The organism is Micromonospora sp. NPDC049051 (assembly GCF_043197575.1).
Lineage (GTDB): Bacteria > Actinomycetota > Actinomycetes > Mycobacteriales > Micromonosporaceae > Micromonospora.
In genome coordinates, this window is sequence record NZ_JBICTL010000004.1 from 358,752 (window position 1) to 376,349 (window position 17,598).

General features: G+C 71.6%; 20 protein-coding genes and 1 pseudogene. 19 read left to right on the top strand and 2 right to left on the bottom strand.

Annotation, left to right across the window (positions count from 1 at the left end):
* Positions 1-13 precede the first annotated feature (13 nt).
* The 16 genes and pseudogenes from rpsE to ACGFIR_RS18525 all read left to right on the top strand — a co-directional run bounded on the left by rpsE (position 14) and on the right by ACGFIR_RS18525 (position 11,471).
* Positions 14-628, top strand: coding sequence for a 30S ribosomal protein S5 (rpsE, locus tag ACGFIR_RS18450; RefSeq protein ID WP_007073019.1), 615 nt, complete (start codon positions 14-16; stop codon positions 626-628).
* Entirely contained in the window at positions 628-810 is a 183-nt protein-coding gene (gene rpmD, locus ACGFIR_RS18455; RefSeq protein ID WP_012015110.1) for a 50S ribosomal protein L30, read from the top strand. Before rpsE ends, rpmD begins: the two co-directional genes overlap by 1 nt.
* Positions 810-1,253: a 50S ribosomal protein L15 gene (gene rplO / locus ACGFIR_RS18460; RefSeq protein ID WP_121399885.1), complete on the top strand. Its 444-nt coding sequence runs from the start codon at positions 810-812 to the stop codon at positions 1,251-1,253. Before rpmD ends, rplO begins: the two co-directional genes overlap by 1 nt.
* 233 nt (positions 1,254-1,486) lie before the next feature.
* The gene (gene secY, locus ACGFIR_RS18465) at positions 1,487-2,815 is read left to right on the top strand and encodes a preprotein translocase subunit SecY (RefSeq protein ID WP_392999394.1); all 1,329 of its coding nucleotides are present in this window, start codon (positions 1,487-1,489) and stop codon (positions 2,813-2,815) included.
* A complete protein-coding gene (locus ACGFIR_RS18470; RefSeq protein ID WP_392998423.1) occupies positions 2,816-3,469 on the top strand; it encodes an adenylate kinase in 654 nt (217 codons plus the stop codon).
* A 93-nt stretch (positions 3,470-3,562) separates the two neighbouring features.
* Entirely contained in the window at positions 3,563-4,414 is an 852-nt protein-coding gene (map, locus tag ACGFIR_RS18475; RefSeq protein ID WP_392998425.1) for a type I methionyl aminopeptidase, read from the top strand.
* Between the two features lie 158 nt (positions 4,415-4,572).
* Positions 4,573-5,130: pseudogene (locus tag ACGFIR_RS18480) on the top strand (DUF1707 domain-containing protein); the annotation flags it as partial.
* Positions 5,131-5,568: 438 nt separating this feature from the next.
* Positions 5,569-5,790 carry a translation initiation factor IF-1 gene (gene infA, locus ACGFIR_RS18485; RefSeq protein ID WP_007073013.1) on the top strand — a complete coding sequence of 74 codons (222 nt, stop codon included), beginning with the start codon at positions 5,569-5,571 and terminating at the stop codon, positions 5,788-5,790.
* A 93-nt stretch (positions 5,791-5,883) separates the two neighbouring features.
* Positions 5,884-5,997 carry a 50S ribosomal protein L36 gene (gene rpmJ, locus ACGFIR_RS18490; protein ID WP_012184307.1) on the top strand — a complete coding sequence of 38 codons (114 nt, stop codon included), beginning with the start codon at positions 5,884-5,886 and terminating at the stop codon, positions 5,995-5,997.
* A gap of 265 nt (positions 5,998-6,262) precedes the next feature.
* A complete protein-coding gene (rpsM, locus tag ACGFIR_RS18495; RefSeq protein WP_091290326.1) occupies positions 6,263-6,643 on the top strand; it encodes a 30S ribosomal protein S13 in 381 nt (126 codons plus the stop codon).
* Positions 6,644-6,661: 18 nt separating this feature from the next.
* Positions 6,662-7,069, top strand: coding sequence for a 30S ribosomal protein S11 (rpsK, locus tag ACGFIR_RS18500; protein ID WP_014440747.1), 408 nt, complete (start codon positions 6,662-6,664; stop codon positions 7,067-7,069).
* A gap of 14 nt (positions 7,070-7,083) precedes the next feature.
* Positions 7,084-7,710 carry a 30S ribosomal protein S4 gene (rpsD, locus tag ACGFIR_RS18505; RefSeq protein WP_392998427.1) on the top strand — a complete coding sequence of 209 codons (627 nt, stop codon included), beginning with the start codon at positions 7,084-7,086 and terminating at the stop codon, positions 7,708-7,710.
* 98 nt (positions 7,711-7,808) lie between these two features.
* Positions 7,809-8,831 (top strand): DNA-directed RNA polymerase subunit alpha, encoded by a 1,023-nt coding sequence (locus ACGFIR_RS18510; RefSeq protein ID WP_013735931.1) that lies wholly within the window; start codon positions 7,809-7,811, stop codon positions 8,829-8,831.
* A gap of 34 nt (positions 8,832-8,865) precedes the next feature.
* A complete protein-coding gene (gene rplQ / locus ACGFIR_RS18515) occupies positions 8,866-9,426 on the top strand; it encodes a 50S ribosomal protein L17 (RefSeq protein WP_392998429.1) in 561 nt (186 codons plus the stop codon).
* 70 nt (positions 9,427-9,496) lie between these two features.
* A complete protein-coding gene (truA, locus tag ACGFIR_RS18520) occupies positions 9,497-10,327 on the top strand; it encodes a tRNA pseudouridine(38-40) synthase TruA (RefSeq protein WP_393146161.1) in 831 nt (276 codons plus the stop codon).
* A 91-nt stretch (positions 10,328-10,418) separates the two neighbouring features.
* Positions 10,419-11,471 (top strand): P1 family peptidase, encoded by a 1,053-nt coding sequence (locus tag ACGFIR_RS18525; RefSeq protein WP_393146163.1) that lies wholly within the window; start codon positions 10,419-10,421, stop codon positions 11,469-11,471.
* Positions 11,472-11,605: 134 nt separating this feature from the next.
* Here the strand turns inward: ACGFIR_RS18525 and ACGFIR_RS18530 are convergent, their stop codons facing one another.
* Complete coding sequence (locus tag ACGFIR_RS18530; protein ID WP_393146165.1) at positions 11,606-12,772, bottom strand: hypothetical protein; 1,167 nt, start codon at positions 12,770-12,772, stop codon at positions 11,606-11,608.
* A gap of 184 nt (positions 12,773-12,956) precedes the next feature.
* Here ACGFIR_RS18530 and ACGFIR_RS18535 point away from each other — a divergent pair, with 184 nt between their 5' ends.
* The 3 genes from ACGFIR_RS18535 (at position 12,957) to ACGFIR_RS18545 (ending at position 16,309) form a co-directional block, all read left to right on the top strand.
* Entirely contained in the window at positions 12,957-13,562 is a 606-nt protein-coding gene (locus ACGFIR_RS18535; protein ID WP_392998437.1) for a class I SAM-dependent methyltransferase, read from the top strand.
* A gap of 41 nt (positions 13,563-13,603) precedes the next feature.
* Positions 13,604-15,283: an ABC-F family ATP-binding cassette domain-containing protein gene (locus ACGFIR_RS18540; RefSeq protein WP_393146167.1), complete on the top strand. Its 1,680-nt coding sequence runs from the start codon at positions 13,604-13,606 to the stop codon at positions 15,281-15,283.
* A 63-nt stretch (positions 15,284-15,346) separates the two neighbouring features.
* Positions 15,347-16,309 carry an aldo/keto reductase gene (locus ACGFIR_RS18545; protein WP_393146169.1) on the top strand — a complete coding sequence of 321 codons (963 nt, stop codon included), beginning with the start codon at positions 15,347-15,349 and terminating at the stop codon, positions 16,307-16,309.
* A gap of 146 nt (positions 16,310-16,455) precedes the next feature.
* Here ACGFIR_RS18545 and ACGFIR_RS18550 read toward each other — a convergent pair whose 3' ends face one another.
* Positions 16,456-17,493 carry a DUF559 domain-containing protein gene (locus ACGFIR_RS18550; RefSeq protein ID WP_393146171.1) on the bottom strand — a complete coding sequence of 346 codons (1,038 nt, stop codon included), beginning with the start codon at positions 17,491-17,493 and terminating at the stop codon, positions 16,456-16,458.
* Positions 17,494-17,598 lie beyond the last annotated feature (105 nt).

Genomic DNA, 17,598 nt, shown 5'->3' on the forward strand with positions numbered 1-17,598 from the left:
AGGAAGGCTGCTGATGCCAGGTCAACAGCGCCGTGGCGGCGGGTCCGGTGGCAACGAGGGTGGTCGCCGCGACAACCGCCGTGAGGGCGGCCGCGGAAACGCGCCCGTCGAGAAGACCCCGCACCTCGAGCGGGTCGTCGCGATCAACCGCGTCGCCAAGGTCGTGAAGGGTGGTCGTCGCTTCAGCTTCACCGCCCTGGTGATCGTGGGCGACGGCGACGGCACCGTCGGTGTGGGCTACGGAAAGGCCAAGGAGGTGCCCGCGGCGATCGCCAAGGGCGTCGAGGAGGCCAAGAAGCACTTCTTCAAGGTGCCGCGGATCGCCTCCTCGATCCCGCACCCGGTGACGGGTGAGGCCGCGGCCGGTGTGGTGCTGCTCAAGCCGGCTTCCGCCGGTACGGGTGTCATCGCCGGTGGTCCGGTGCGTGCCGTGCTGGAGTGCGCGGGTATCCACGACGTGCTCTCCAAGAGCCTCGGTTCGTCGAACCCGATCAACATCGTGCACGCCACCGTGGCGGCGCTGAAGGGACTCGAGTCCCCGGAGGCCGTCGCCGCCCGTCGTGGCCTGCCGGTCGAGGACGTCGCGCCGGCCGCCATGCTGGCGTCGCGGGCGGGGGTGGCGTCCTGATGGCTCGCCTGAAGGTCACCCAGGTCCGGTCCGAGATCGGGACCAAGCAGAACCAGCGTGACTCGCTGCGTTCGCTCGGTCTCAAGCGGATCAACGACGTGGTGGTCAAGGAGGACCGTCCGGAGATCCGCGGCATGATCTTCACGGTCAACCACCTCGTGAAGGTCGAGGAGGTCGAGTAATGACGATCAAGGTCCACCACCTGCGCCCGGCGCCCGGTGCCAAGACCGCGAAGACCCGGGTGGGTCGCGGTGAGGGCTCCAAGGGCAAGACCGCCGGTCGCGGTACCAAGGGTTCCAAGGCCCGCAAGAACATCTCGGCGGCGTTCGAGGGTGGGCAGATGCCCATCCACATGCGCCTGCCGAAGATGAAGGGCTTCAAGAACAAGTTCAAGGTGGTCTTCCAGGTGGTCAACCTGGACCGGCTCGCCGAGCTGTTCCCGAACGGCGGCCAGGTCGGCCCGCTCGAGCTGGTCGAGGCCGGCGCGGTCCGCAAGGGCCACCCGGTGAAGGTCCTCGGCACCGGGGACCTGGGCGGGGTCGCCCTCCAGGTGTCGGCGCACGCGTTCAGCGCGTCGGCCAAGGAGAAGATCACCGCCGCCGGTGGCTCGGTCACCGAGCTGTAGGGGCTGTACGACCCGTGGCGCCCGCTCAGTTGTCGCAACTGGGCGGGCGCCATGGTCTGCCTGGCATGTGTGCGCCGGGTAACATCGGATTCGGTTTATGTAGCCGGGCACATCTGCCCGGACCGGGATCGGGCTGTTAGAGTCCCTTCCCAGCCATGGATATCGGGCACTCGCCCGGCAACCACCCGACCGCCAGGGATGACCGGCGGCCCGCCTCGCGCAGGAGGAAGAAGTTGCTGTCCGCCTTTCTCAGTGCGTTCCGAACGCCTGACCTGCGCAAGAAGCTGCTGTTCACAGTAGGCATCATCGCGGTCTACCGGCTCGGGGCGACACTGCCCAGCCCGGGCGTCTCGTACGGCAACGTCCAGAAGTGCCTCGACGCCATGGAGAGTGGCTCCACCGGCGTCATGAACCTGCTCAACCTCTTCTCCGGCGGAGCGCTGCTGCAGCTCTCGGTCTTCGCGCTGGGCATCATGCCCTACATCACAGCGTCGATCATCCTGCAGCTGCTGACCGTGGTGATCCCCCGGCTGGAGCAGCTCCGCAAGGAGGGCCAGGCCGGCCAGGCGAAGATCACCCAGTACACCCGCTACCTGACCCTGGGCCTCGGTGTCCTCCAGGCGTCGGCGTTCGTGGCGCTGGCCCGCTCCGGGCAGCTCTTCAACAACCAGTGCGACCAGTTCCCGATCATCCCCGAGGGGACCGGGATCCCGGACTGGCTGACGCTCAGCCTCCTGGTCATGACGATGACCGCCGGCACCGGCGTGGTGATGTGGCTCGGCGAGCTGATCACCGACCGGGGCGTCGGCAACGGCATGTCCGTCCTGATCTTCACCTCGATCGCCGCCCGGCTCCCCAGCGAGGGCTGGCAGATCAAGCAGACCGGCGGCTGGGGCAAGTTCCTGCTCGTCATCGCGCTGGTCCTGGTGGTCATCACCGCGGTCACCTTCATCGAGCAGGCGCAGCGCCGCATCCCGGTGCAGTACGCCAAGCGCATGATCGGCCGGCGGTCGTACGGCGGCACCTCGACCTACATCCCGCTGAAGGTCAACCAGGCGGGTGTCATCCCGGTCATCTTCGGTTCGTCGCTGCTCTACCTGCCCCAGTTGGCGCTGCAGTTCTTCGACCAGAACAACCCGGGCAAGACCCAGGCGTGGATCCAGAACAACCTGGTCGACCCGACCAGCCCGATCTACATCTCGGTCTACTTCCTGCTGATCATCTTCTTCACCTACTTCTACGTCTCGATCACGTTCAACCCGACCGAGGTCGCGGACAACATGAAGAAGTACGGCGGCTTCGTGCCGGGCATCCGCCCCGGCAAGCCGACCGCCGACTACCTCGACTTCATCCTCAGCCGGATCACGCTGCCCGGCGCCCTCTACCTGGGCATCATCTCGATCCTGCCGAACTTCTTCTTCATCTGGCTGGACAAGCAGCAGTACCTGAACTTCCCGTTCGGCGGCACCGCTGTGCTGATCATGGTCGGCGTCGGTCTGGAGACCACGAAGCAGATCGAGAGCCAACTCATGCAGCGGAACTACGAAGGGTTCCTGCGGTAGATGAGACTCGTTCTGGTTGGCCCGCCGGGGGCGGGCAAGGGCACACAAGCCGAGTTCATCGCCGCGCACCTGTCGGTACCGAAGATCTCGACCGGCGACATCTTCCGGTCGAACGTCTCGCAGGGCACGCCGCTCGGCGTCGAGGCGAAGCGCTACATGGACGCCGGTGAGCTGGTGCCCGACGAGGTCACCATCAACATGGTGCGCAGCCGGCTCGCAGAGCCGGACGCCGCCGAGGGCTTCCTGCTCGACGGCTTCCCGCGTACCACGCCGCAGGCCGCCGCGCTGGACAAGCTCCTCGCGGACCTGGGCACCGCGCTGGACCTGGTGCTGGAGCTGGTCGTCGACGACGACGAGGTGATCCGGCGGCTCTCCGGCCGGCGTACGTGCCGGGGCTGCGGCAAGATCTGGCACGTCGAGTTCGACGCCACCTCGCGCGAGGGCATCTGTGACCGGTGCGGCGCCGAGCTGTTCCAGCGCGACGACGACAAGCCGGAGACGATCGCCACCCGCCTGCGGGAGTACGCGGACAAGACCGCGCCGTTGGTCGACTACTACGGCGCCCAGGGCAAGCTGGTGGGCATCGACGCCACCGGCCCGGTGGAGGACGTCACGGTCCGCGCCATCGACGCCCTGCGGTCGTACGGCGGCTGAGGTCCCGCCGGACCACGGCGGATAGAGTGCGAAGAGCGGGGTACGTCCGACGTGCCCCGCTCTTCGGCATCAGCAACGAAAGGTATCGGCTCCATGCGTCGTCCCCAGCTGGACATCCAGCTGAAGACCCCTGACCAGATCGAGAAGATGCGGGCTGCCGGGCTGGTGGTCGCCGAGGCGCTGCGTCGGATGCGGGAGGCGGTCGCCCCCGGGGTCAGCACCGCCGACCTGGACGCCATCGCCGAGTCGACCATCCGCGAGGCCGGTGCCGTCCCCTCGTTCAAGGGCTACCACGGCTTCCCCGCGTCGATCTGCTCGTCCGTGAACGAGCAGGTGGTGCACGCCATCCCATCGGCACAGCAGGTGCTCCGCGACGGCGATCTGATCTCCATCGACTGCGGTGCGGTGCTCGACGGCTGGCACGGCGACGCCGCCATCACCGTGGGCGTGGGCGAGGTCGACCCGGCGCTGCTGAAGATGACCGCGGTGGCCGAGGACGCCATGTGGGCGGGCATCGCCGCAGCCGCCCGGGGCGCCGCCAGCGGCAAGGGCCGCCTCACCGACATCTCGCACGCCGTGGAGGACGCCGTCCGCAAGGGCGGCCGGTACGGCATCGTCGACGGCTACGGCGGGCACGGCATCGGCACCGAGATGCACCAGGACCCGCACGTGCTCAACCACGGGCGGCCGGGCAAGGGCCCCCGCCTGGTGCCGGGCATGGCGCTGGCGATCGAGCCGATGATCACGATGGGGTCGCCCCGGACGGTCGAGCTCTCCGACGGCTGGACGGTCATCACCCGGGACCGGTCGATGGCGGTGCACGTCGAGCACACGATGGCGCTGCTCCCGGACGGGGTCTGGGTGCTGACCGCGCCGGACGGCGGCCGCGCCCGCCTGGGCGAGCTGGTCACCTCCCGCCAGCCCGCGGACTCGCCGACCCGCTGATCCGCCGGGCGCGCGCCGCAACGGGTGCAACGCCACCGCCTGGCCCGGTGCCCGCTCGCCCGTCGGTCGACCGCGTCGACCGTGCAGGGGTGGGCCGGTGGGAGCGGCGTGGCTGGTGGGGTGGTGGCATGCTTGCGGGCATGGATGGACGCGACCGGATGCGGGCCGCCGACGCCGACCGTCAGGCGGTCGCGGAGCGGCTGAGGGCGGCCGTGGACGAGGGCCGGCTGGATCTGCACGAGTACGACGAGCGCCTCCAGCGGGCGTACGCCTCGCGGACGTACGGCGAACTGGACGCGCTGGTGACCGACCTGCCGGCGAACGGACACCTGCCGGTGCCGGCCGCCCCCGCGGCGTCGCAGCTCGCCACACCCTCGCCCGACGTCGCGTCGCCAGCGGAGGGGGACGGGGCGCCGGCGACCTCGTCGGTGGTCGTCCGGTGGCTGGCCGAGGTCTGGCTGCCGTACCTGCGGGTGGTCGCGATCGTGGTGAGCGTCTGGGCGGTGACCTCCGTGCTCTCCGCCGACCTGCTCTACTTCTGGCCCGCCTGGGTGGCGGGACCGTGGGGAGCGGTGCTCGTGGTGCGCACGGTCGCCGGCCTCACCGGGGGAGAGCCGCGGCGACAGGCGGTGAAGCGGGAACGGCGACGCGAGCGCCGGCTGGCGAAGCGGGCGCGGAAGCGCGAGCTGGCCGCCGCCGACGGAGAGCGCCGGCCACGGGAGCTGGCGGCCACGGAGGCGGACCAGCCCCGACCGGAGGAGCTGGCGCCCGCCCAGGAGGACCCGCCCCGACAGCGGGGGCTGGCGGCGGTCGACGAGGACCGTCAGGAGCGGGAGCCGCGGGTGGGGGAGGCGCGACGGGGGCCGGAGGCGGAGTTTCCGGCGGCCCGGCGAGACCGCCTGCCCGACGCCGACGCCGAACTCTGAACGCCCCTTTCCGTCCGATTCGACGCACCGATTCCCGGCCGGTTTGGCGACGGCCCGCAGGCGGGCGTACACTTTCTGATCGGCGCACAGCGTCCACTCCGGCATGCCCACCCTGCGCTTCGGTGGGAGTCGGAGCCGCGGCTGGCGCGGGCAATCTGATCTTGATCGGTGGCCCGTGTAAGACGTTGTGGGCCGTCCGGAGCAACCGACGTCAGGACAGCGGAGGACATGCCGAAAAAAGACGGAGCCATCGAGATCGAGGGTCGGGTCATCGAGCCCCTGCCGAACGCCATGTTCCGGGTGGAGCTCGCGAACGGCCACAAGGTGCTGGCTCACATCAGCGGCAAGATGCGGCAGCACTACATCCGCATCCTGCCGGAGGACCGGGTCGTCGTCGAACTTTCGCCGTACGACCTGACCCGCGGGCGCATCGTCTACCGCTACAAGTAAGCCTGACGACGGCCGGGACGTCCCCGTGTCCGTCTTCGACGTCCGGTGTCGCGCCTCGGCGCGTCGTCGGGCCAGATGGGAAGTAAGGCAACCGTGAAGGTCAAGCCGAGCGTCAAGAGGATCTGCAACAAGTGCCGGGTCATCCGTCGGCACGGCCGGGTCATGGTCATCTGCACCGACCCGCGCCACAAGCAGCGCCAGGGCTGAACCAGTTCCGGCCGACCGTGTGACAACGGTCGGTCGAAATCGGTCCGGGCCGCGGATCCAGGCAACGAATCACATGCTCGTCCCAGCCGCGGACGGTGCGCGTCGCGTACCTCATCGTGGTTGACCCCCGGTCGGAGGCCGGGGCCCGCTCGGGCAACGACCGACCCCGGTCGCCGGCGCACGACGCCGGAAGGACAGGGGCGGCCGGTAGCGGGGTGGGACGGGTCCACACCTCCGCACAACACCACGAGGAGCACGCCCGCACATGGCACGTCTAGTCGGCGTCGACCTCCCCCGCGAAAAGCGGATGGAGATCGCGCTCACCTACATCTTCGGCGTGGGCCGCACCCGCGCCCTGGAGACGCTCGCCGCGACCGGCATCTCGCCGGACAAGCGCGTTCGGGACCTCACTGACGAGGAGCTCGTGCAGCTCCGGAATCACATCGAGGGCAACTACAAGGTTGAAGGCGACCTGCGCCGCGAGGTCGCCGCTGACATCCGCCGCAAGGTCGAGATCGGCTGCTACGCGGGTATCCGGCACCGCCGGGGCCTGCCCGTGCGTGGCCAGCGGACCAAGACCAACGCGCGGACCCGTAAGGGCCCGAAGCGGACCGTCGCCGGCAAGAAGAAGCCCGGCAAGAAGTAACTAGGAGCGCACAGACTTATGCCACCGAAGGCTCGTGCCGGAGCCGCCGTCAAGAAGGTCCGGCGCAAGGAACGCAAGAACGTCGCCCACGGGCAGGCGCACATCAAGAGCACCTTCAACAACACCATCGTGTCGATCACCGACCCGACCGGTGCGGTCATCTCCTGGGCCTCCTCGGGCCAGGTGGGCTTCAAGGGCTCCCGCAAGTCGACCCCGTTCGCCGCGCAGCTGGCCGCCGAGGCCGCCGCGCGTCGGGCGATGGAGCACGGCATGCGCAAGGTCGACGTGTTCGTCAAGGGACCCGGCTCCGGCCGGGAGACCGCCATCCGTTCGCTGCAGGCGGCCGGGCTCGAGGTCGGGCAGATCTCCGACGTCACGCCGCAGCCGCACAACGGATGCCGTCCGCCGAAGCGTCGCCGGGTCTGAGAGGTTAGAGAGAGATGGCTCGTTACACCGGTGCTGACTGCCGCCGTTGCCGGCGGGAGAAGATGAAGCTGTTCCTCAAGGGCAGCAAGTGCGATGGTCCGAAGTGCCCGTTCGAGTCCCGGCCGTTCCCGCCCGGGCAGCACGGCCGCGGCCGCACCAAGGAGACGGAGTACCTGCTCCAGCTTCGTGAGAAGCAGAAGGCCCGCCGCGTGTACGGCGTGCTGGAGAAGCAGTTCCGTGGCTACTACGAAGAGGCCGTCGGCAAGAAGGCCAAGACCGGCGAGGTTCTCCTGCAGATCCTCGAGTCGCGGCTGGACAACGTGGTCTACCGGGCCGGCTACGCCGGTTCCCGTGACATGGCCCGTCAGCTGGTCAAGCACGGTCACTTCACCGTGAACGGCAAGAAGGTCGACATCCCGTCGTACCGCGTCAAGGAGCACGACATCATCGAGGTCCGGGGCAAGAGCAAGCAGCTCACCCCGTTCCTGGTGGCGCAGGCTCAGGCCGGTTCGCGGTCGGTGCCGGCGTGGCTGGAGGCGATCCCCAGCCAGATGAAGATCCTCGTGCACTCGCTCCCGGCCCGCCAGGTCATCGACACGCAGGTCCAGGAGCAGCTGATCGTCGAGCTCTACTCCAAGTAGTCGGAGCTCGTTGCGGTGGCCCGCCCTTCCGGGGCGGGCCACCGGAACAGTTTGTCGTGGGCGTCATATGGCGGGCGCCCCGGAAGAGAAGAGAAGACATGCTCATCAGCCAGCGACCGACTCTCTCCGAGGAGTCGATCAACGAGACCCGGTCCCGGTTCACGATCGAGCCGCTGGAGCCGGGCTTCGGCTACACCCTGGGCAACTCGCTGCGGCGCACGCTGCTGTCGTCGATCCCGGGTGCGGCGGTCACCTCGATCAAGATCGACGGCGTGCTGCACGAGTTCACCACGATCCCCGGTGTCAAGGAGGACGTGGTCGAGCTCGTCATGAACATCAAGGAGCTGTGCGTCAGCTCCGAGCACGACGAGCCGGTCAGCATGTACCTGCGCAAGCAGGGCCCGGGCGACGTCACGGCGGGCGACATCCAGCCGCCGGCCGGCGTCTCGGTGCACAACCCGGACCTGAAGCTCGCCACCCTCAACGGCAAGGGCCGGCTCGACATGGAGCTGACCGTCGAGCGGGGTCGTGGCTACGTCACGGCGGCGCAGAACAAGCAGGCCGGCGCCGAGATCGGCCGGATCCCCGTCGACTCGATCTACTCGCCGGTGCTGAAGGTCACGTACCGCGTCGAGGCGACCCGTGTCGAGCAGCGGACCGACTTCGACCGGCTGATCATCGACGTCGAGACCAAGCCGTCGATGGGCCCGCGTACCGCGCTGGCCTCCGCCGGCTCGACGCTGGTGGAGCTGTTCGGGCTGGCCCGGGAGCTGGACGAGACCGCCGAGGGCATCGACATCGGGCCGTCCCCGCAGGACGCCCAGCTCGCGGCGGACCTGGCGCTGCCGATCGAGGAGCTGGACCTGACCGTCCGCTCCTACAACTGCCTCAAGCGCGAGGGCATCAACTCCGTTGGTGAGCTCATCGGGCGTACCGAGGCCGACCTCCTCGACATCCGCAACTTCGGTCAGAAGTCGATCGACGAGGTCAAGATGAAGCTCGCCGGGATGGGGCTGGGGCTGAAGGACTCGGCCCCGAACTTCGACCCGGCGCACGTCGTGGACGCCTTCGGTGAGGCCGACTACGACACCGACGACTATCGCGAGACCGAGCAGCTCTAGTCCGCGCTGCCGCCACACCTGAGGAGCACCAAGCATGCCCACGCCCACCAAGGGCCCCCGCCTCGGCGGCAGCCCCGCGCACGAGCGGCTGATGCTGGCCAACCTGGCCACCGCGCTGTTCCAGCACGGCAAGATCCAGACCACCGAGACGAAGGCCCGGCGGCTGCGTCCGCTGGCCGAGCAGCTCATCACCAAGGCCAAGCGCGGCGACCTGGCGTCCCGCCGGCGGGTGCTGGGCGTCGTCAAGGACAAGGACGTGGTCTACGCCCTGTTCGACCAGATCGCGCCCCGGTTCGCCAACCGCAACGGTGGCTACACCCGGATCGTGAAGACCGGTCCGCGCAAGGGTGACGCCGCCCCGATGGCGATCATCGAGCTGGTCGAGGAGCTCCAGGTCGCCGAGCCGAAGGCGAACAAGAAGACCGCCGCCCGCAAGGCCGCGCAGCAGGACAAGGTCGAGGCGCTCGCCCCGGCCGAGGAGGCCCCGAAGGCGACCTCGGGCGACCAGGACGCCGAGGCGCCCGTGTCGGCGTCCGGCGACACCGCCGCCGCCCGCGAGGACAGCGACGAGGCCGGCGAGAACGACAAGGCCTGATCCAGGCCACCGTCGGGCCCGGCACCCCTTCGTGGGGTGCCGGGCCCGACCCCGTGAGGCGGAGGTACGAGTGGACGAGCGCACCCGGCTGCGGCTGGACGTCGCGTACGACGGGTCGGGCTTCTCCGGCTGGGCCGCCCAGCCGACGCGGCGTACGGTCGCCGGGGTGCTCGTGGAGACCCTCGACCTGGTCCTCGGCGCGGGTACGGCGACCGGGCTGACCGTGGCGGGCCGCACCGACGCCGGCGTGCACGCCACCGGGCAGGTCTGCCACGTCGACCTGCCGAGCGCCGTCTGGCGGGAGCACGAGGGGCGGCTGCTGCGCCGACTGGCCCGACTGCTCCCCACCGACGTCCGGGTACGCGCCATGGCCGAGGTGCCCGCCGACTTCGACGCCCGGTTCTCGGCGACCTTCCGTCGCTACGAGTACCGGGTCACCGACGCCACCTGGGGTGCCGAGCCGCTGCGCCGGCACGAGATCCTGGCCTGGCCGAAGCCGCTCGACCTGGCGGCGTTGAACGCCGCCGCCGCCGGGCTGGTGGGGGAGCACGATTTCGCCGCGTACTGCCGGCGCAAGGAGCACGCCACCACGCTGCGCGAGGTGACCCGGCTGGACTGGCGGCGGGACCCGGACGGGATCCTCGTGGCCACCGTGCAGGCCGACGCGTTCTGCCAGGCGATGGTGCGCAGCCTCGTCGGCGCCATGCTGGTCGCCGGGGACGGGCGCCGGCCGGTCGAGTGGCCGGGCAGCCTGCTGGCCCGCCGGGAACGCTCCAGCGAGGTGACCGTGGCGCCGGCGCACGGGCTGGCCCTGGTCGCCGTCGGCTACCCCGAGGACCCGGCCGAGTACGCCCGCCGCGCCGAGGCGACCCGGCAGCTGCGCGTACCCGTGGAGGGCTGACCGCCCGCCTCCCCGGCCGTGCCGCCGGAGCGGCCAGGGCGGGGCCGCCCGTTTCCGGTAGAGCGTCGTCGAGCGTCAAGGAGTGGAAGCCGTGCAGGAACCTCGTCGTGGGCGGGATCTCGGCATCGTCGTGGGGACGCTGCCGACGGGCCCCCTGAACGCCGTCACCGACGTGCCCGGCGTACGGGTGGGCCACACCACGCTGGTCGTCGGGGAGAGCATCCGCAGCGGGGTGACGGCGATCGTCCCGGACCAGCTCACCGACCGTCGGTCGTTGCCGGCGGGGCTGTTCGTGGGCAACGGGCACGGCAAGATGGTCGGGTCGACCCAGGTGGCGGAGCTGGGCGAGATCGAGACGCCGGTGGTGCTGACCGCGACGCTGTCGACGTTCCGGGCGGCGGACGCGCTGCTCACCTACATGCTCCGGCAGCCGGGCCGGGAGACGGTCGAGTCGCTGAACCCGGTGGTGGCGGAGACCAACGACGGTCTCCTGTCGGACATCCGGGCGCGGCCGGTGCGGGAGGAACACGTCCTCGGGGCGCTGGAGGAGGCCCGCGGCGGACTGCCCGCGGAAGGTGCCGTCGGCGCCGGTACGGGCACGTCGGCGCTCGGTTTCAAGGCCGGCATCGGGACGTCCTCGCGGCTCGCCACCACATCCCGCGGCACCGTCACCGTCGGTGTGCTGGTGCAGGCCAACTTCTCCGGCGTGCTCCAGGTGGCCGGGGTGCCGATCCGGCCCGAGCAGGTGGGCGTGCCTGCCCCCGCGTTCCCGGAGCGGCCCGCGCAGCCGGGCAACTCCTGCGTCATCGTGGTCGCCACGGACGGCCGCCTCGACGCGCGGCAGTTGGGCCGCGTCGCCCGCCGGGCCATCTTCGCCATGGCGCGGGTCGGCTCGGACTTCGCCGGGGGCAGTGGCGACTACGCCCTGGCGTTCTCCACCGCCGACACGCAGACGCCGACCGCGCCGGAAGCCGATCTGGAACCCGTCTTCGCGGCGGTGCTGGAGGCCGTGGAGGAGGCGCTGCTGAACTCGCTGTTCATGGCGCGTACCACCGTCGGCGTCAAGGGACGGGTCAGGTACGCGGTCCCGCACGACCGGATGCGCGACCTGCTACGGGCGCACCGGGTGCAACTCGGGGCGTGACCGGGCCGACCCGGCAGCCCGCGCATGGGGCTGCGCCGGCAGCGGCAGCGGTTGCCGCTCCGGGCCCGCCACCGCCCGCTACGCGGAACGGGTGCGTGGCCCGTGGCCCACGCACCCGTCGCGGCGCGATCCGGTCAGTCGTTCCCGTCCTGCGTACGGGTGTCGTCCACGCCCTCGTCGGTCGGCTGGCCGGCCGTACCGCCGTCGGCCCGCCGCTCCAGCACGCCCCGGTTGAGGTGCAGCTCGATCATGTCGAAGAGGATCTCCCGGGCCTTCGTGTCGCCGGACCGGATCGCCTCGCCGTCGCTGCGGGCCACCACCGCGTACGCGAGGTAGTGCCCCCGCACCTGCCAGCCGACGCGGGCCGGAGCGGTGGCGATCGCCGCGCTGTCGTCGCTGGCCGCCATGCCCCGCAACCGGCCCTCCCGCTCGTCGAGCAGCACCCGGATCCGGTCCCGGGCGCGTTCGGCGTTCGCCCGGTCGATGAGGTTGAACAGCCCGGTGGTGACGAGGTGGTCGCCGTCGGGCGTCCGCAGCGTGGCCCGGACCACCTGGGTGCAGCCGAGGCGACCCAGCAGGTCCGCGATCTCACCGGTGGCCGCCACCGCGCAGCTGGCGCTCGACTGGGTCTTCAACACGCGGTACGCGGGCTCGCCGTCGGCGACGACGAGCTGCTTGCCGGGGAAGAGCTCCTTGGCGGTCAGTGGCGCCGCGTCGGTGTCCCGGGAGTCCAGGGCCTGCGTCTCCGTGTCGCCGGGCGCGGCCGCCTCCGGCTGGGTCGTCTCCGTGGGCAGCGGGTTCTTGTCGCGTTCGGCCAGCAGGGCGGCGGCGCCGAGGCCGCAGAGCGCGAGCAGCGCGAGGACGGCCGCGCCGCCGACCACGACCTGCCACAGCCGACCACCGCCGCGCCGCTGCTGCGGCAGCCCGGCCGACCGGGACGGCTCGGCCGACGTCGGTGGCTCGACGGGGGGCGGTTCGGCCGGCGACGGATGCGGGACCATGGGCGGTTCGGCCGGTCGGATCGGCGACTGCGCCTCGCTCGGCGGGGCCGGCGACTGCGCCTCGGCGGCTGTCCGCGCGTGGTCCGGCAGCGGCGGTGGCTCCTGCGGCGCGGCGCGGAGCGGCTCGCGCGCGGCGACGGGCGGCGCGACCCGGGTGGCGCGGGGCAGCGACGGCGTCGGGAAACGGGACGGGGAAGGACCGGCCGGGGGAGGCGGACCGGCACCGAGCACCGACCGGTCGGACCCAGGCTCCGGGTACTCCATGAATGCGTCCTCATCGGACTCGTACCGATACACCATGCCGCCCAGACTAGGAGGCATTGTCCCTTTAGGGGTGAATAATGGAAAATTGTGCGCGGGTCGTGCCGCCCCGTGGTGGGCTCGCGCCGCAGACATCCGCAGTATCGCCCTGCGGCCCCGCGCCGCCGCGGACCCGTGGTGGGCGCGCGCCGCCGTGCCGGGCGGCGGTGCGAGAATTGCCCGCGTGACCGGCGAACACTACTTCACCGCTGAGCCCTCGGCCGCCGCCAACCCGCGCGAGGTCGAGTTCTCCGTCGCCGGCCGCGACTACACGCTGGCCTCCGCCGCCGGCGTGTTCTCCGCCGCCCGCCTCGATCCTGGCACGGCGGTGCTGCTGCGCAAGGCCGACCTGCCAGCCGCCGGGACCGCCGGTGCCCTGCTCGACCTCGGCTGCGGCTTCGGGCCGATCACCTGCGTACTCGCCAGCACGGCACCCGCGGCGACCGTGTGGGCCGTCGACGTCAACGAACGGGCCCGGGAACTCACCGCGGCCAACGCGGCGCGGATCGGCGCGGCCGACCGGGTGCACGTCGCCGCGCCGGACGACGTACCGGCCGAGCTGACCTTCGCCGAGATCTGGTCCAACCCCCCGATCCACGTCGGCAAGGACGAGTTGCACGCGATCCTGCTGCGCTGGCTGCCCCGGCTCGCCCCGGACGGCGTCGCCTGGCTGGTGGTGGCCCGCTACCTGGGCGGGGACTCGTTGCAGCGCTGGCTCGTCGAGCAGGGCTGGCAGGTGGGGCGGCACGCCAGCCAGAAGGGCTTCCGGGTGCTGCGGGTCACCCGGTAATTGGTTGGGCCGCCCGGCCCGCGCTCAGGCAGGATGCCGACGTGGGATACGTGGACGTGGCAGCGGTCGGGCACATCCTGCCCGACGGTCGGGAACTCTTCTCCGACGTGTCGTTCCGGGTCGGGGAGGGCGCCAAGGTCGCCCTGATCGGGCCCAACGGCGCCGGCAAGACGACGCTGCTGCGGATGGTCGCCGGCGACCTGCCGGTGCAGACCGGCGCGATCGCGCGTACCGGCGGGCTGGGCGTGATGCGCCAGTTCATCGGCATGATCGGCGACGAGTCCACGCTGGCCGACCTCGCGCTGTCGCTCGCCCCGCCGGCGCTGCGCGACGCCGGCCGCCGCCTGGCCGAGACCGAGCAGGCCATGCGCGCCGCCGAGATCCGCGGCAAGTACAGCACCGCCGCCGGCAAGGCCCAGCTGGCGTACGCGGACGCGCTCGCGGCCTGGGGCGAGGTCGGCGGGTACGACGCCGAGGTGCTCTTCGACACGGTCGCCACCACCGTGCTCGGGCTGCCCTGGGACGGTGCCCGGGACCGGGCAGTCCGCACCCTCTCCGGCGGGCAGCAGAAGCGCTTCGCCCTCGAACTGCTGCTGCGCGGCCCCGACGAGGTGCTGCTCCTCGACGAGCCGGACAACTTCCTCGACGTGCCCGGCAAACGTTGGCTGGAGGGGCGGCTGCGCGAGTCCGGCAAGTCGGTGCTCTACGTCTCGCACGACCGGGAACTGCTCGCCCACACCGCCGACCGGGTGGTGGCCGTGGAGGGCGGCAGCGCCTGGGTACACCCGGGCGGCTTCGCGAGCTGGCACTCCGCCCGGGTGGCCCGGCACGCCCGCCTCGACGAGCTGCGCCGGCGCTGGGACGAGGAACACCAGAAACTGCGCGAGCTGATGCTGATGTACAAGCAGAAGGCCGCGTACAACGACGGGTTGGCGTCGCGCTACCAGGCCGCGCAGACCCGGCTGCGCAAGTTCGAGGAGGCCGGGCCGCCGCCCGTACCGCCGAAGGACCAGGACATCCGGATGCGGCTGACCGGCGGGCGGACCGGCAAGCGCGCGGTCATCTGCGAGCAGCTGGAGCTCGACGGCCTGACCTACCCGTTCGACCTGGAGATCTGGTACGGCGACCGCGTCGCGGTGCTCGGCGCAAACGGCACCGGCAAGTCGCACTTCCTGCGGCTGCTGGCCCGGGGCGGCACCGATCCCGACCCCGCCAACGGCCCGGTCGACGGCGCCGCCGCGCTCGCGCCGGTGGCCCACGACGGGGTGGCCCGGCTCGGCGCGCGGGTACGCCCCGGGCACTTCTCGCAGACCCACGACCGGCCGGAGCTGATGGCGAAGACCCTCGTCGAGATCCTCTGGCGGGGCGACGAGCACCGGGCCGGCATGGACCGGCACGCGGCGATGGCGGCACTGAGCCGGTACGAGCTGGCGGCGCAGGGCGACCAGCGCTTCGGCACCCTCTCCGGCGGTCAGCAGGCACGCTTCCTGGTGCTGCTGCTGGAGCTGTCCGGCGCGACGCTGCTGCTGCTCGACGAGCCCACCGACAACCTCGACCTGGCGTCGGCGGAGGCGCTGGAGGCCGGGCTGACCGCGTTCGAAGGAACCGTCGTGGCGGTGACCCACGATCGCTGGTTCACCCGGACCTTCGACCGGTTCGTGCTGTTCCGGGGCGACAACGAGGTGGTGGAGACCCCGGAACCGGTCTGGGACGTGGCGTGAGCCCCGCCGACCTGGCGACCGCCTTCGCACTGTCGGCGGCGTGTCCCGGGCGGCGGGCATAGGGTGGATCACGTGACTGAGATGACCTACCGCCGGTTGGGCGACTCCGGGCTCGTGGTGTCCGTGGTCGGCATCGGCTGCAACAACTTCGGCCGCAAGCTCGACCTCGACGGCACCCGGGCGGTGGTCGACGCCGCGCTCGACGCGGGGATCACCTTCTTCGACACCGCCGACATCTACGGCGAGCCCCAGGGCGGCTCCGAGGAACTGCTGGGCCAGGCGCTCAAGGGCCGGCGCGACGACGTGGTGGTGGCCACCAAGTTCGGGATGGACATGCACGGCATGAACGGTCCCGACTTCGGCGCCCGGGGCGCGCGCCGTTACATCGCCCGGGCGGTCGAGGCGTCGCTGCGTCGGCTCGGCACCGACCACATCGACCTGTACCAGATGCACGAGCCCGACCCGGGCACCCCGATCGACGAGACCCTGGCCGCGCTCGACGACCTCGTCCGCGCCGGCAAGGTTCGCTACCTGGGCAACTCCAACTTCGCCGGCTGGCAGATCGCCGACGCCGACTGGGTGGCGTCGTCGAACGGCCGGTCCCGGTTCATCAGCGCCCAGAACCACTACAGCCTGCTGGAGCGCTCCGTCGAGACCGAGGTGGTGCCGGCGTGCGAGCGGTTCGGCCTCGGGCTGCTGCCGTTCTTCCCGCTGGCCAACGGGCTGCTCACCGGCAAGTACAAGCGCGACCAGGCCCCGCCCGCCGGCAGCCGCCTCGCCGGTGGCGGCCGGTACGCCGAACGCCTCGCCGCCGCCGACTGGGACACGATCGAGGCCATCGAGGCGTACGCCGCCGAGCGGGGGCTGTCGATGCTCCAGGTGGCGATCGGCGGGCTGGCCGGGCAGCCGGCGGTGACCTCGGTGATCGCCGGCGCCACCACGCCCGAGCAGGTACGCGCCAACGCGGAGGCCGGCACCTGGCAGCCCACCGACGAGGACCTCGCCGCCCTGCGCGCCATCCTCTGACCCACCCGCGCTGGCTGCCGCGCCCGCCGCCCGCGCCCACCCCGCCCGTGCCCGGGCGGGAGGCGGTGCTTCCACGGGTGGAACATCAGGGACCTTTCCCGCCCCGGGAGACAGCCCTGGTGTTCCACCCGTTCCCGTCGGCTCCGTCATGACTGCCGTTCGAGTTGGTCGATGTTGAGGGTGTGCGGCGGCGGTGGGCGTAACGGCACTCTGCCGGTGTGGACATCTGCCGGCGGTGGAACGCCACGGCTGTCACCGGGGCGGTTGACCGACCTGGCGTTCCACTCGTCGGCGCGTTCGCGGAGGGCGGCCGTGACGAGGCGTACCGTCCGGTTTCGGTTCCGGAGCACGTCGTCGGCGGTGAAGCGCAGGACGATCCAGCCGGCCGCGCGTAGCGCGTTCAGCCGGGCGACGTCCTGCCGGAAGTGGACGCGTTCCCGGTGGTGGTCGCCGTCGTACTCGACCGCGACGCGCAGGGCCGGCCAGGCCAGGTCGACCCGGCCGACGAACCGTCCCCGGGCGTCGAGCACGTCGTGCTGCGGTGTGGGCGGGGGCAGCCCGGCGTCGAGCAGGAGCAGCCGGAGACGGGTCTCCATCGGGGACTCGGCCAGCGGCTCCGCCAGCGCCAGGATCTCCCGCAGCAGAGGCAGGCCGGGCCATCCGTGCCGCGCGTCGGCGTACGCGCGCAGTGCGGCGAGCTTCACCACCCGGCGGTGCAGCAACGCGTCCACGGCGACCAGAGCCTCGTCCCGAGGGGCCTGGCGGCCCAGGTCGAAGGCGGTGCGTAGGGCAGTGGTGACGGGCAGGCCGCCGAAGCGCGTGCGGTCGGAACCCGGCACCACGGATCGGGTCACCCGAAGACGAGGATGGGGTCGCATTCGCGCGGCGCGTGGTACCAGTACGGTGACCGGCGCGTCCCGGGCCAGCAGGTCGACGCCCCAGAGGTACGCGGCACTCCTTCCGGCGATCGCGGCGCCGGAGGGCAGGAGCAGGGCCACCGCATCGCACCAGAGCCGATGATCTGGCGCGAGCAGCGCGTCCCGATGCACGTACACATCGGGTAGCAGGCGTTGCCAGGACGGCCCGCGCAGCATGGCGCGGGTCAGGAGTCCGTCGGCGACGGCGGCGCTGGCGCGGAACGGCAGGAAGGCTAGGCCGGGCGGTACGCGGGCGGCTGAGGGCATCGGGACAGCGTGGCGTGACGAGGTGCTCGCCCGCCGCCCCACTCGCCGGGATCGGGTTGTCGGTGTGAGATCCGCGCTCCGACCTTGGCGGATCCGGCGATCCGT

Bases quoted from the DNA above. Each gene is read 5' to 3' on its own strand.
- ACGFIR_RS18510 (WP_013735931.1), top strand. From the start codon at position 7,809: ATGCTCATCAGCCAGCGACCGACTCTCTCCGAGGAGTCGATCAACGAG.
- rplO (WP_121399885.1), top strand. From the start codon at position 810: ATGACGATCAAGGTCCACCACCTGCGCCCGGCGCCCGGTGCCAAGACC.
- rpmD (WP_012015110.1), top strand. From the start codon at position 628: ATGGCTCGCCTGAAGGTCACCCAGGTCCGGTCCGAGATCGGGACCAAG.
- rpsK (WP_014440747.1), top strand. From the start codon at position 6,662: ATGCCACCGAAGGCTCGTGCCGGAGCCGCCGTCAAGAAGGTCCGGCGC.
- ACGFIR_RS18530 (WP_393146165.1), bottom strand. From the start codon at position 12,772: ATGGTGTATCGGTACGAGTCCGATGAGGACGCATTCATGGAGTACCCG.
- rpsE (WP_007073019.1), top strand. From the start codon at position 14: ATGCCAGGTCAACAGCGCCGTGGCGGCGGGTCCGGTGGCAACGAGGGT.
- infA (WP_007073013.1), top strand. From the start codon at position 5,569: ATGCCGAAAAAAGACGGAGCCATCGAGATCGAGGGTCGGGTCATCGAG.
- rpsM (WP_091290326.1), top strand. From the start codon at position 6,263: ATGGCACGTCTAGTCGGCGTCGACCTCCCCCGCGAAAAGCGGATGGAG.
- map (WP_392998425.1), top strand. From the start codon at position 3,563: ATGCGTCGTCCCCAGCTGGACATCCAGCTGAAGACCCCTGACCAGATC.
- rpsD (WP_392998427.1), top strand. From the start codon at position 7,084: ATGGCTCGTTACACCGGTGCTGACTGCCGCCGTTGCCGGCGGGAGAAG.
- ACGFIR_RS18550 (WP_393146171.1), bottom strand. From the start codon at position 17,493: ATGCCCTCAGCCGCCCGCGTACCGCCCGGCCTAGCCTTCCTGCCGTTC.
- ACGFIR_RS18470 (WP_392998423.1), top strand. From the start codon at position 2,816: ATGAGACTCGTTCTGGTTGGCCCGCCGGGGGCGGGCAAGGGCACACAA.
- rplQ (WP_392998429.1), top strand. From the start codon at position 8,866: ATGCCCACGCCCACCAAGGGCCCCCGCCTCGGCGGCAGCCCCGCGCAC.